This window comes from Roseovarius lutimaris (genome assembly GCF_900115165.1).
GTDB classification, from domain to species: Bacteria; Pseudomonadota; Alphaproteobacteria; order Rhodobacterales; family Rhodobacteraceae; genus Roseovarius; species Roseovarius lutimaris.
In genome coordinates, this window is sequence record NZ_FOVP01000013.1 from 40314 (window position 1) to 52738 (window position 12425).

The window sequence follows — 12425 nt, forward strand, 5'->3', positions numbered from 1 at the left end:
CGCCTCGCTCAGGCCTCGTCTTCATCGGTGGAATGATCGCGAAACAGCCGGGTCTGTGTCATGAAAAACAAGAAGATCGCCGCCGTCAGGCCAAAGGTCTTGAAATACACCCAGATTTCCTCGGTCTGGGTGCGCCAGATCAGTTCGTTCAGCACCGCGAGGCTCAGGAAAAAGAACATCAGGCGGCGCGTCAGGATCATCCAGCCCTGATTGGTCAGGGGCATCATTCCCTCCATCACATATTGCAGGTAAGAGCGCCTCTGCAAAAGGCCCGCGCCCAGAATACCGCCAAACAACAGGTAAATGATCGTCGGTTTCATCTTGAAGAAACTCGGATCGTTGAACCAGACCGACAAGCCGCCAAACACCACGATGATCACCGCCGTGACCGCCTGCATCTTCGAGAGATGCCCTGTGAGCCGCCATAAAACCCCCATGGAAATCAGGAACACCGGGATAAACCCGGCCGTGACCACGACAAACCCCTCATATTCGGTGCCGCCGATGGTAAAGACACGGTCCTTGAGCCAGAGATAGGCCACGAAGAACGCAAGCACGGGCCCCATCTCAAGCGCTGTTTTCACCCATGCGGGCGGTGTTTTATCGGACATTGGACTGTAACAGGCTCCGTTTTGGTTCAAGGATGATCATGGATTTAGCCACCGAATTCAACTATGACCGCGCCGGTCGCGATCAAAGCCATCAGGGCAATACGTCGCGGCCCCACGGTTTCGCGCAGGACAAGCCAGCCGATCAGGGCGGCAAACACCGTCGAGGTCTCGCGCAGCACCGCCGCCTCGCCGACCTTGTCGAGCCGCGTCGCCAGCATGATCGAGCCAAACGACATGAACGCCACAAGCCCGCCCGCAACGCCGCGCAACATCAGCGGGGCAAAGGTTGGCCGCACGGTCATATTGCGCCACCGTGTATAGGCAAAGATTGGCATGGCTATGCCGTCGAGAAAGAAAAACCAGGCCAGAAAGGTAAACGGATTGGCCGTGGCGCGGATGCCGTAGGCGTCATAGGTGGTGTAAAGGGCCACGAAAAGCCCGGTCAACACCGCCAGCCCAAGCGCCAGAGGCATGGTATCGCGGTTCAGCGTCAGCGTGCGCAGATTATAAACCGCCAGACCGTAAATCCCGACCAAGAGCACCCCTATCCCCATCCACTGGATGGTGGTAAAGACCTCGCCAAACAGGAAATAGGCGCCAATCACCGTAAACAGAGGGCCGGTGCCGCGCACAACCGGATAGACCACCGTATAGGCACCCTTGGTATAGGCCAGCCCCTGAAGCAGCTTGTAGAGGGTGTGGATCACCAGCACCCAGCCGAAAATCGGCCACATATGCGGCTCGGGCCAGGGCACGACGAAAAGCGCGAAAGGCGCGGCCATGGCGCAATAGGAAAAGTCGATCACACCACGGCTTAACCAGGGATCATGTCGCCCCTTTTGCAGAGCGCCGAAAATGGCATGCAAAAGCGCCGCCGAGAGCGCCAGCGCCATCGCCAGATGGCGCCCGGCCTCGGTTCCCTCAAGGGAAATAAGCCAGTCGCTCATATTTGGCGCACCTCGAAATGGGGGGCCAGCCCCCCAAACCACAGGGCAAGTTGGGGGGCCAGCCCCCCAAACCCCCCGGGATATTTCCGGCCAAAAGAAACAGCGGTCAGAAGGCCCATCAACGCTCAAGCCCGGTCAGGGCGGCGGCGAAATCTTCGGGGTCGAATGGCGCCAGATCATCAATCTGCTCGCCCACACCGATGGCGTGGATCGGCAGGCCGAACTTATCCGCCAGCGCCACGAGAACACCGCCCCTTGCGGTGCCGTCAAGCTTGGTCATCACGAGGCCCGAGACATCGGCCAGCTTTTGAAAGATTTCCACCTGGCTCAGCGCGTTTTGACCGGTCGTGGCGTCAAGCACCAGAAGGGTGTTATGCGGCGCACTCGGGTCTTTCTTGCGAATGACACGGACGATTTTTGACAGCTCTTCCATCAGATCCGCCCGGTTTTGCAGGCGACCTGCGGTGTCGATCATCAAAAGGTCGGCGCCATCGGCCTCAGCGCGTGTCATCGCGTCAAACGCAAGGCTGGCGGGATCAGACCCTTCGGGCGCGGTCAGCACCGGCACCCCGGCGCGATCGCCCCAGACCTGAAGCTGTTCCACCGCAGCGGCGCGAAAGGTGTCGCCAGCGGCGATCACCACCGATTTGCCCGCCGCCTTGAACTGGCTGGCGAGTTTTCCGATTGTGGTGGTCTTGCCAGAGCCATTGACGCCGACCACAAGCACCACCTGCGGGCGGTTTGGATAAAGCGGCATCGGGCGCGCGACCGGCTCCATGATGCGGGTGATTTCCGCAGCGAGAAGTTGTTTGATTTCAAGGCTGGAGAGCCGCTTGCCCATCCGCCCCTCGGCCATGTTGGCGGTGACGCGCAGGGCGGTGTCGACGCCCATATCGGCGCTGATCAACAGCTCTTCCAGCTGTTCAAGCATATCGTCGTCAAGCGCGCGCCGGGTGACGGCGGGTGTATCGCCACGTCCCAGAAGACGGCCCAAAAGACCAGGGCGCGCCGGGGCGGCCTCGGCCTTGGTCTCGGGGATTTCCAGCGGCGTCGGGGGGGCCGGGGCCTCGGGTGGTGTTTGCGGTAGCTCGGTGGCGCGCTCGACCGGAATTTCGACCGGCGGGGCCTGCGGCACCTCATCGGGGCGCGACGGGATCTCGACCGGCGCCGGATCGGGCACAGGCGGTGGATCAGGCAGGGGTGTCGGCTCCGGGTCCGGCGCGGGCGTGGGGTCTGGCGTATCCGGTTCGGGCGGCTCTTCTACACCGCCTTCTTCGACAATTGCATCCAGACCCTCTTCGAGCTTCGACGAGGATTTGAACAGCCGTTCCTTGAGTTTCGAGAAAAACGCCATGCGCCCTCCGATCCGCTTGTTAAACCTCACCTAATGCGGATCGCAGGGATATGGAAGCCTTGCCGCGCGATCAGATCTCGTCGGGGAAATGCTTGATGGTCAGGCGAATCGGGTTCGGCGCCGCCTGCCCCAGACCACAGATCGACGCATCGGCCATCGCCGTGCACAGTTCCTGCAAGAGCGGTTGATCCCAGGTATCGGCCTGCATCAGCTTGACCGCCTTTTCACAGCCCACCCGACACGGCGTACACTGGCCACAGCTTTCATCCTCAAAGAATCGCAGCATGTTAAGCGCGGCCTGTTTGGCGCTATCGTGATCCGACAGAACCACAACCGCCGCCGAGCCGATAAAGGTGCCATGCGGTTGCAGCGTGTCGAAATCAAGCGGCATGTCATCCATCGAGGCCGGCAAAAGCCCGGAAGACGGGCCACCCGGCTGATAGGCCTTGAGAGTGTGCCCCTCAAGCATGCCCCCCGCCGCCGCGACAATATCGGTGATGGTCGACCCGGCCGGCAAAAGATGCACGCCAGGGTTTTTGACCCGCCCCGACACCGAATAGGATCGCAGGCCCTTGCGCCCGTTCTTTTCCACACCTGACAGAATTTCGCCGCCCTCGCGCAGCACGCGGGTGACCCAATAGAGCGTCTCGACGTTGTTCACGAGCGTGGGGCGGTTAAAAATGCCGACCTGCGCCACAAAGGGCGGGCGATGGCGCGGCAGACCGCGTTTGCCTTCGATGGATTCGATCATCGCGGATTCTTCGCCGCAGATATAAGCGCCCGCACCGCGCCGCAGCTCGATATAGCCCGGTGCGACTTTAGAGTCGTCTTCCAAAGCCTTGATTTCACGCTTTAAAATCTCGATCACGGCGGGATATTCATCACGCATGTAGATAAAACACCGCTCCGCCTCGACCGCCCAGGCCGCAACCAACATTCCTTCAAGAAAAACATGCGGATAGCGTTCGAGATGAAAGCGATCTTTAAAGGTTCCCGGCTCGCCCTCGTCACCATTCACGGCCAGATATCGCGGGCCCGGTTCGGCACGCACGAACCCCCATTTGCGCCCCGACGGGAAACCCGCGCCGCCAAGACCGCGCAGGCCCGAAGCCAGCAGGGTGTCCTGCACGGTTTCAAAATCGCCTGCCTCGCGCAACTCGGCCAATTTGGCGTAGCCGCCGGTTGAACAATAGTCTGCAAACCCCTGATATGGCGGGAGATGTGCATGGATCTCACCCGCTGCGATCGCCGCCTCTACCTTTTCGGGCGTGGCATGGTCGATATGGTGATGGCCAAGCTCCAGCACCGGGGCCGTATCACAGCGCCCCATGCAAGGCGCGCGCAAGACCCGCACCTCGGAGGCATCAAGCCCATCCTCAAGCGCGCGTTTCAAGGCCTGCGCGCCGGCAAGCTCGCAGGACAGCGAATCACACACCCGGATGGTCAGCGCGGGGGGCGGGGTTTCGCCTTCTTTCACCACATCGAAATGCGCGTAAAAGCTGGCAACTTCATAAACCTCGGCCATCGAAATACGAAGCTCTTCGGCCAAAGCCCGCAGATGCGCCGCCGACAGATGACCGTATTCATCCTGAATAAGGTGCAGATATTCGATCAGCAAATCCCGGCGATGCGGCCCCTCGCCGAGAAGCGCACGCACCTCTGACCACGGCTGATCCTCCAGCTGGCGGCCCTTGGGCGTGTGCCGCCCCTTGCCCTTGCCCGATTTCCAGACGCCCTTGCGCTCATCCAGTGCCATGCGATGTTCCTCAATTGTAGGTGTGCCAAGGAATACGGCCTGCCGCCTGCCCCTGCGAGATCAAAAGCGACATTCGCGCCCCCGGATGCGTTGACGCCGTGCAAAATCCGCCCAATCGCACGCATTTCCCCGCCTTCGCCCCGGACATGCCCTATGTCCGCCCAAGATGTCGGGCTATTGTGACGGCTATGATGCAGATTTCAACCGGGCCAAACGCATGATCCCCTTTGCCATTGCCACCAGCCTGCCGATGATCCTGATCGCGCTTGCCGCCGTCTCGGGCGGTGTCTGGGCCGGGCTGGCGGTGGGATATGTCACGGTTTTGATCTTTTTCATGGATCGCCTGATGGCCACGCCGATGAAAAATGCCGAGCCCGAAGCCGAATTTCCCGCCGCAACGCCGCTTTTGATCGGGCTGGGGCTGGCGCATTTCGGGCTGTTGGCTCTGGCCCTTTGGGCGGTGGCCGGGGAAAGCGGCCTGACCCTCGCAGAGCGGGCATTGGTGGCCATTTCCAGTGCATTGGTGATGGGGCAAATCTCGCATCCGGTGGCACATGAATTGATCCACCGCCCCGCGCGCGGTCTGCGACTGATGGGAAAGCTGATCTATAGCTCGATCCTGTTTGGCCATCACGCAAGCGCCCATCTGACCGTGCATCATGTCCATGTGGCCAGCCGCAGCGATCCCAGCAGCGCGCGCCCCGGTGAGGGGCTTTATCGTTATATCACAAGGGCATGGCCCGGTGCGTTTCGCGCCGGCTTGCGCGCCGAAAGCCGTCTTCGTTCCGGCGCCAACAAGGCGGTCTGGAGCCACCCTTATGCGTTATATCTTGGCGGCGCCGCGCTTGTGCTGGCGGCAAGTGCCGTGGTCTTTGGCCTGCGCGGGGTGGCGACGCTGGCGTTTATCGCAGGCTATGCGCAACTCCAGATTCTGATGTCGGATTATGTCCAGCATTACGGGCTGCGCCGTGCCACGCGCGCCGATGGGCGCCCGGAACCCGTTGGCCCGCAGCATTCGTGGAATGCCCCGCATCGGGCCTCATCCGCGATGACGCTGAACGCGCCGCGCCATTCGGATCATCATGTCACCCCAACGCGCGCTTATCCCGCGCTGCAACTCAAAGCCGAAACCATGCCGATGCTGCCCCATTCCCTTCCGGTGATGGCTGTGCTGGCGCTTGTGCCGCCGCTGTGGCGCCGAATCATGGATCCACGCGCGGCGCACTGGCGCGACCAAGATACATCTGGCGAGACGGCCCGCGATCTGGCAGTCTGAGCCGATGCGAGCCATGTTTTTGACCCTCTCCCTGATCACCCTCACCGCCCCGGCAACGGCACAAATGAGCGGCACCGAATTTGACGCCTATACCCGTGGGCATACGTTTTATTACGGCGCGGGCGGTGCCCCCTATGGCGGCGAGGAATACCTCGACAATCGGCGGGTGCGTTGGTCGTTTCTGGATGGCAAATGCCAGGATGGGCAGTGGTACGAAGAGGATGGAATGATCTGTTTCATCTATGAAAACCGCCCCGAACCGCAATGCTGGAGCTTTGAGCGCTCGGCAGATGGGCTTGTGGCGCGCTTTGGCGGGCCGCGCGCGATGGCCGAGCTTTACGAGGTGGAGAAATCAGAAGAACCACTGATGTGTCTGGGGCCGGAGATCGGGGTTTGAGTTTTCATTCATCAACCTGAAATCGGAATGTATTCAGGTAAAATTGCAATTTCCTTGATTATATCGAACATTTGCCACCGCCCTCGCCTTGAGAGCAGGACGCCTCCGGCGGGAGTATTATTGGAAAGATGAAAGTCTGATTTCAGAAAAGACTGCCTTGATTGGAAGGCGGTTTTTTGGGCTTTGACGCGGGGCGCACCGGCGTTGCAGGCGTGCCCACCGGCGAAAGCGGCAGGCGCCCATCGGCGAATTCGATCTCAAGCGCGGCGGCCTTGGCGGCGGTGACCTTGGTGGTCAGCACCTTGCCATCCCCGTCACGCACAACCGCATAGCCGCGTTTGAGGGTGGCGGTGTAGCCAAGCGTTTCGCGCAACCGGTCCATTGCGTCTATTTTACCGCGCCAATTGGTGGTCTGGCGTGTAGCGGCCTCGCCAAACCGGGTGGTCAGGCGCGCAAGATCGCGTTTCTTGAGGTCGATATCACGCGACAGGGCATGGATATTGAGCCGCGCGGCGGTGCCGTCAAGACGGCGACGATCACTATCGACGGCGCGGCGCAACAGGCCGGGGCGCAAGGCCCCCGCGGTTTCAGAAAGCTTGACGCGGCGGGTCTGGACCGAGCGGATAAGCGCGGCCGGAAGCCGGTCAGACCAGGTATCAAACCGCTGGCGCGCCGTATCAAGCAGCGTATCAGCGCGCGGCAAGGCCCGCGAGAGATCGCGAAGCCGCTGGCCGCGTGTCGCCAGCCCCGCGCTTAGCGCATGGGTCAATCGCGCGTCCTGAGCATCGAGCCAGGCCATCAGATCAAGACGCACCGGCACCGCCAATTCCGCCGCAGCCGTCGGCGTCGGCGCGCGCTTGTCAGAGGCAAAGTCGATCAACGTGGTGTCGGTTTCATGGCCCACCGCCGAAATCAGCGGAATATCCGAACCCGCAGCCGCGCGCACGACGATTTCCTCGTTGAAGCCCCAAAGGTCTTCTACCGATCCACCGCCGCGCGCAACGATCAACAGATCCGGGCGCGGCAGCGGCCCGCCGGGGGTGAGGGCGTTGAACCCGGCAATGGCGCGCGCCACCTCGGCGGCGCATTTCTCGCCCTGCACGGCAACCGGCCAGATCAGCACCTTTCGCGGAAAGCGGTCGCGCAGACGATGCAGGATATCGCGGATCACCGCCCCCGAGGGCGAGGTGATAACACCAATGATTTCAGGTAGGTAGGGGATAGACTTTTTAAGGTCGGGCGCGAACAGCCCCTCGCCCGCCAGCAGCGCCTTGCGCTTTTCCAACATCGCCATGAGCGCGCCCATGCCGGCCGGCTTGAGGTCTTCGATCACGATCTGATAGCGCGATTGGCCGGGGAATGTGGTGAGGCGCCCTGTGGCCACCACCTCCATCCCCTCTTCGGGCTGCACGGCAAGGCGGCCGGCGACGCCTTTCCAGATGATGCCGGCAAGCACCGCGCGATCATCCTTGAGATCAAGATAGATATGGCCCGAACGCGGGCGCGAGATACGGCCCAATTCGCCACGCACGCGGACGCGGGCAAATTCGCCCTCGATCATCCGCTTTATCGCACCGGAGAGGTCAGAGACCGAAAATTCAGGGGCGTTTTCGCCGGGGGTGGGATCGTCGATCAGATCGGACATGTCTGCTGCCTTGTGTCTGGCTTTGCGCCACCTTAGAACGCGGGGCAAGCGAGGCCAAGCAGGAGTTATGCGCCATGAATATTCTGATCCTCGGGTCCGGCGGGCGCGAACACAGCATCGCCTGGGCGGTGATGCAAAACCCGAAATGCGACAAGCTTATCGTGGCGCCGGGTAATGCCGGAATCGCGGTTATTGCCGAATGCGCAAGTCTGGATATCCTTGATGGTGCAGCCGTAATCGGGTTTTGCGAAGCCGAAGCAATTGATTTCGTGATCATCGGCCCCGAGGCGCCATTGGCCGCCGGGGTGGCGGATCGGCTGCGAGAGGCCGGGTTTCTGGTTTTTGGCCCCGGCGCCGAGGCGGCAAAGCTTGAGGCCAGCAAGAGTTTTACCAAGGCGATCTGTGATGCGGCGGGCGCGCCGACGGCTGGCTATGGCCATTTCACCGAGGCCGAGGCCGCGAAGGCCTATGTTCATGCCCAGGGTGCGCCGATCGTGGTCAAGGCAGACGGGCTTGCGGCGGGCAAGGGCGTGATCGTCGCCGAAACCGTCGATCAGGCGCTCGCGGCGGTGGACGACATGTTTGGCGGCGACTTTGGCAGCGCCGGCGCCGAGGTGGTGATCGAAGAGTTCATGGAGGGCGAAGAGGCGTCATTCTTTGTGCTCTGTGACGGCGAGACCGCCCTGCCCATCGGCACGGCGCAGGATCACAAGCGCGTCGGCGAAGGCGACACCGGCCCCAATACCGGCGGCATGGGTGCCTATTCGCCCGCTCCGGTGATGAGCGCGGCGGTGACGCAAAAGGCGCTGGACGAGATCGTGCGCCCGTGTCTTGCCGAAATGGCGCGGCGCGGTACGCCGTTTCAAGGGGTATTGTTCGTCGGCCTGATGATCAAGGACGGCCAGCCGCGGCTCGTGGAATATAACGTGCGCTTTGGCGATCCCGAATGTCAGGTTCTGATGATGCGGCTTGGCGCGCAGGTGTTTGACCTGCTTCAGGCCGCCGCCGAGGGGCGTCTGGCAGAGATGTCGGTCAATTGGGCCGATGATCATGCCGTGACGGTTGTGATGGCCGCCAATGGCTATCCTGGCGCTTATGAAAAGGGAAGTGTGATCAAAGGCTTGAATGAGTGCCCCGAAGACAGCTTTCATATGGTTTTTCATGCGGGCACAGGCCGGGCCGAGGGGCAATATATTGCCGCGGGCGGGCGGGTTCTGGCCGCAACCGCGCGCGGCGCCACCTTGCAGGAGGCGCACGACCGGGCCTATGTGATGGTAGACCGGATTGACTGGCCGCAAGGGTTTTGTCGGCGCGATATCGGTTGGCGCGCGCTTTGAGGCGTTTGATGTCGAATGGCTTGCGCCATCCGACCGATGCGAGGGGCGCTGCCCCTCGCGCTCCCCGGAGTATTTTGGCCAAGAAGAAGATCAGGCGATGGCCATCGAGCGTCTGAGCGCCGCCGGGCAGGTATAACTTTATCGGCGGTGACGCGCGGGCATGGTTGGAGATTACACACCTGTCCCAAGCTCAACGACCGGAAGACGGTTGATCACGATCTCGACGTCATTGACCGTGCTGAAGCCGTCTTCGGGCTGATTGAACGCGGCAGTCACGCTGCCCAGGAAAATGCGGGCGACCTCCGCGCTTGGTGCCAGAAACTCGGGTGGCCTTATGAAGACCCCATCCGGCGGGCCATCTGCCGCCAGATAAGTCGAATCGTCGCCGATTATGCTGTAGGATGTCATCGGTCCGCCCTCAAATTCGGGCGGGGTGTACACTACCTGCAGGTACTCGGCGCTGCTGCCGTCCGCGCCCGAGGACGATCCGCTAAACGTCGTGCTGTCGAAGATGTCGAACGTGCCTTCGAGCGTCGGATCGACATTCAGCACCACGCGGGTGATATCGGCCAGCGGGTTTGCCTCTTGCAGCGCAAGGTTGAGGTTTGACGTCGAAAAATCGGCCGGATCGTCGGCACCGATATTGAACACGAGATCCGTGCCGTCGCGCAGCGGCTCGAGCGGCTCGTCGCTGGCAGGTTCTTCGTCCACGATGCCGATCTGAATATCTTCGGCCTGCGACGGGTCCAGCCCATGCACGAGGAACTGAAACGTCTCTGGATCCGCCTCGGCATCCTCCAGTTGCAGCGCGATGGACAAGAGCGACGCCTCCTCGCCCTCAAGTGGCTCTACCGTGACGTCAAAACCGCTGACCGGTTCGGGCTCACGCTGCCCGACTTGCGCGCGAACGATTTCGATGCGGTCCTGTGCCGGATCAAAATCATGAAGCTCCGCGATGATCCTGCTGGGGGCCTCATTATCCACGACCTGGATCAGATCCTCGCCCTCGCCCAGGGTCACGTCGATATCGTCGCCAAGGCCAAACGGCCTGTCGAAGCTGACCGTGTCATTTCCCTCTCCGGCATCAATGACAGCCTGGGTGTTCACGTTCACGATAAGATCCTCGCCCGTGCCGCCCAACGCCACGGGAAAGGCATCTTCCCCCAATACGTCAGAGCCAAGCGAGAAAAACATGGAAATCGTGTCATTGCCCTCGCCACCGGCGGCGGTGCCACCGTTGAGGTACATGCGATCATCGCCCGCGCCGCCATCTGCGAAATTGTCCAAAGGCACGAAGCCGCCTGCTTCGGGATCGAATTCCCGGTCGTATTCCACCCCGATCGCATCGTCGCCGGATGTGTCCGTAAGATCGTCGAGTTCGTTCCACATGGCCAAGACGCCGCCAACGCTGGTGTCGCTCACGTCACCGCCGTCGCCGACTTGTTCGCCGGTCGGATCCTCTTCATCGGATGGGGGAACGGGGTCGTTATTATCGTCGAAGATGAACGACGCACTCAACAGACCCATAGCCGCCAACATCAAGGCCAACATACCGAAAATCACCTCTTACCCATTTACCAACGCAGGCAACCACACCCAAAAGGATATGTCAATTCAGCTACCGGTACACCGGATCAGCCGCAGATCATCGCCCACCCGAAACCGGGTGCCGATATGCGGCGCGACGGCGGATTTCACAAGGTCACCCTGACGCAAGCTGTAGATCGCCAGATGCGCCCCGACCGCCCCGCATCATGTCAGATTTGTTTTTCGGGCATCGTCACGATCAACCCATCAAGCGCATCGGTCACCTTGATCTGGCAGGTCAGACGCGAACGCTCTGGACTGGGCTCATAGGCAAAATCGAGCATGTCGTCTTCCATGTCTTCCTTGGCGGGCAATTTATCAACCCATGCCGGATCAACATAAACATGACAGGTCGAGCAGGCACAGGCCCCGCCGCAATCGGCCTCGATGCCGGGGATATTGTTGTCGCGCGCGCCTTCCATCACGGTCAGGCCGTTGGCGACCTCGACCACATGTTCGGTGCCGTTATGCTCGATATAGGTGATTTTGGCCATGGCTCGGCGTCTCCCTTGACTTTGGTTCGACTGTTTTCCTAGCCAAGCCATCAAGGGCAGGCCAGCCCCATTTGCGACCAAAGATGAAAAGAGTTGCGACAAATCATACACGTTCTTCGTTTGTTTCGCCTTAGATATCCCCTCTGTCCCACCCGCATGCTTCGCACCGGCCAGCCGGAGCGTGGATCACGGTGGCCGGAGTGACGGAAAAACCTGCGACCGGTTTCGCCCCGCGATAATTGCCAGGCGTCTCTTGCGAAGAATCGCCCGGTTCAAACCGCGATCCGATGCGATGCATCTGGTCGTGGCCGAGGAAATCTCACCCTTGCTGTTGCCTGACAGCGCACTTTCGCAGGTGCAAGAAACCGGCTAACCTATCAGAAAAACAGCGCCAGACTGCTGCTCAAAGAGGCCCGAGCCGATGAAACGCCCGCCCTTCGCCCTGCTGACCCTGATGATGCTTGGCCTTGCCGCTTGCCAAACCACCCTGCCCACCACCGGCGTGGGCGAGCCTGATCTGGTGACCCGCCTTGAAGCGGCTCCCCCCGGTGCCGCACCCGGCACCTGCTGGGGCAAGCACGTAAGCCCGGCGGTGATCGAAACCGTGACCGAACAGATCATCCTGAAACCCGCAGAGATCACCAGCGATGGTCAGGTCCTCCAGCCCGCCATTTATAAAACCGAAACCCGTCAGGCGATTGTGGAAGAGCGCCGCGTCACATGGTTCGAAACCCCCTGCGCCGCCGATCAAACCCCGGATTTCGTCGGCTCTGTTCAGCGCGCCCTTGCCGCGCGCGACCTTTATCGCGGCCCGGCACATGGCGAGATGGATGCCCGCACCCGCGCCGCCATTCGCCGCTTTCAGGCCCCCGAGGGGCTGGATTCAGGTATCCTATCGCTGGCTGCCGCGCGCAAGCTGGGGTTGATCTCGGTCGAACCCAACACCTAAATCATACCGGCGCCCTCATTCTTCTGGCTTTAAATATCCCGGGGGGAGACGCCCAACGGGCGGCGGGGGGCA

Annotated in this window: 11 protein-coding genes; 4 read left to right on the forward strand and 7 right to left on the reverse strand. The window is 61.4% G+C overall.

What is annotated here, in order from left to right:
• Positions 1–8: 8 nt before the first annotated feature.
• The 4 genes from BMZ91_RS12290 to BMZ91_RS12305 form a co-directional block, all read right to left on the reverse strand.
• On the reverse strand, positions 9–611 hold the full coding sequence (locus tag BMZ91_RS12290) for an inner membrane-spanning protein YciB (protein ID WP_092839202.1): 603 nt from the start codon (positions 609–611) through the stop codon (positions 9–11).
• A 44-nt stretch (positions 612–655) separates the two neighbouring features.
• Positions 656–1558, reverse strand: coding sequence for an EamA family transporter (locus tag BMZ91_RS12295; RefSeq protein ID WP_092839205.1), 903 nt, complete (start codon positions 1556–1558; stop codon positions 656–658).
• A 118-nt stretch (positions 1559–1676) separates the two neighbouring features.
• Positions 1677–2912, reverse strand: coding sequence for a signal recognition particle-docking protein FtsY (gene ftsY / locus BMZ91_RS12300; RefSeq protein WP_092839208.1), 1236 nt, complete (start codon positions 2910–2912; stop codon positions 1677–1679).
• Between the two features lie 70 nt (positions 2913–2982).
• Positions 2983–4668, reverse strand: a complete 1686-nt coding sequence (locus tag BMZ91_RS12305; protein WP_092839211.1) for an NAD(P)H-dependent oxidoreductase subunit E — start codon at positions 4666–4668, stop codon at positions 2983–2985.
• A 166-nt stretch (positions 4669–4834) separates the two neighbouring features.
• Between BMZ91_RS12305 and BMZ91_RS12310 the strand changes: the two genes are divergently transcribed.
• Positions 4835–5944 carry an alkane 1-monooxygenase gene (locus BMZ91_RS12310; RefSeq protein ID WP_425441572.1) on the forward strand — a complete coding sequence of 370 codons (1110 nt, stop codon included), beginning with the start codon at positions 4835–4837 and terminating at the stop codon, positions 5942–5944.
• Positions 5945–5948: 4 nt separating this feature from the next.
• The gene (locus BMZ91_RS12315) at positions 5949–6341 is read left to right on the forward strand and encodes a hypothetical protein (RefSeq protein WP_092839214.1); all 393 of its coding nucleotides are present in this window, start codon (positions 5949–5951) and stop codon (positions 6339–6341) included.
• A 142-nt stretch (positions 6342–6483) separates the two neighbouring features.
• Here the strand turns inward: BMZ91_RS12315 and xseA are convergent, their stop codons facing one another.
• Complete coding sequence (gene xseA / locus BMZ91_RS12320; protein WP_092839217.1) at positions 6484–7986, reverse strand: exodeoxyribonuclease VII large subunit; 1503 nt, start codon at positions 7984–7986, stop codon at positions 6484–6486.
• Positions 7987–8060: 74 nt separating this feature from the next.
• Between xseA and purD the strand changes: the two genes are divergently transcribed.
• The gene (gene purD / locus BMZ91_RS12325; protein ID WP_092839220.1) at positions 8061–9323 is read left to right on the forward strand and encodes a phosphoribosylamine--glycine ligase; all 1263 of its coding nucleotides are present in this window, start codon (positions 8061–8063) and stop codon (positions 9321–9323) included.
• Positions 9324–9494: 171 nt separating this feature from the next.
• Here purD and BMZ91_RS12335 read toward each other — a convergent pair whose 3' ends face one another.
• Both BMZ91_RS12335 and BMZ91_RS12340 read right to left on the reverse strand, forming a co-directional pair.
• Complete coding sequence (locus tag BMZ91_RS12335) at positions 9495–10874, reverse strand: hypothetical protein (RefSeq protein ID WP_092839226.1); 1380 nt, start codon at positions 10872–10874, stop codon at positions 9495–9497.
• Between the two features lie 206 nt (positions 10875–11080).
• Positions 11081–11404 carry a 2Fe-2S iron-sulfur cluster-binding protein gene (locus BMZ91_RS12340; protein ID WP_092839228.1) on the reverse strand — a complete coding sequence of 108 codons (324 nt, stop codon included), beginning with the start codon at positions 11402–11404 and terminating at the stop codon, positions 11081–11083.
• Between the two features lie 421 nt (positions 11405–11825).
• Here BMZ91_RS12340 and BMZ91_RS12345 point away from each other — a divergent pair, with 421 nt between their 5' ends.
• Positions 11826–12353: a peptidoglycan-binding domain-containing protein gene (locus BMZ91_RS12345; RefSeq protein WP_143076342.1), complete on the forward strand. Its 528-nt coding sequence runs from the start codon at positions 11826–11828 to the stop codon at positions 12351–12353.
• The last annotated feature ends 72 nt before the right edge of the window (positions 12354–12425 follow it).

Excerpts from the sequence above, each read along its gene's own strand:
- BMZ91_RS12335 (WP_092839226.1), bottom strand. The coding sequence starts at position 10,874 with ATGTTGGCCTTGATGTTGGCGGCTATGGGTCTGTTGAGTGCGTCGTTC.
- BMZ91_RS12310 (WP_425441572.1), top strand. The coding sequence starts at position 4,835 with ATGTCGGGCTATTGTGACGGCTATGATGCAGATTTCAACCGGGCCAAA.
- purD (WP_092839220.1), top strand. The coding sequence starts at position 8,061 with ATGAATATTCTGATCCTCGGGTCCGGCGGGCGCGAACACAGCATCGCC.
- BMZ91_RS12340 (WP_092839228.1), bottom strand. The coding sequence starts at position 11,404 with ATGGCCAAAATCACCTATATCGAGCATAACGGCACCGAACATGTGGTC.
- BMZ91_RS12315 (WP_092839214.1), top strand. The coding sequence starts at position 5,949 with ATGCGAGCCATGTTTTTGACCCTCTCCCTGATCACCCTCACCGCCCCG.
- BMZ91_RS12295 (WP_092839205.1), bottom strand. The coding sequence starts at position 1,558 with ATGAGCGACTGGCTTATTTCCCTTGAGGGAACCGAGGCCGGGCGCCAT.
- BMZ91_RS12305 (WP_092839211.1), bottom strand. The coding sequence starts at position 4,668 with ATGGCACTGGATGAGCGCAAGGGCGTCTGGAAATCGGGCAAGGGCAAG.
- ftsY (WP_092839208.1), bottom strand. The coding sequence starts at position 2,912 with ATGGCGTTTTTCTCGAAACTCAAGGAACGGCTGTTCAAATCCTCGTCG.
- BMZ91_RS12290 (WP_092839202.1), bottom strand. The coding sequence starts at position 611 with ATGTCCGATAAAACACCGCCCGCATGGGTGAAAACAGCGCTTGAGATG.
- xseA (WP_092839217.1), bottom strand. The coding sequence starts at position 7,986 with ATGTCCGATCTGATCGACGATCCCACCCCCGGCGAAAACGCCCCTGAA.
- BMZ91_RS12345 (WP_143076342.1), top strand. The coding sequence starts at position 11,826 with ATGAAACGCCCGCCCTTCGCCCTGCTGACCCTGATGATGCTTGGCCTT.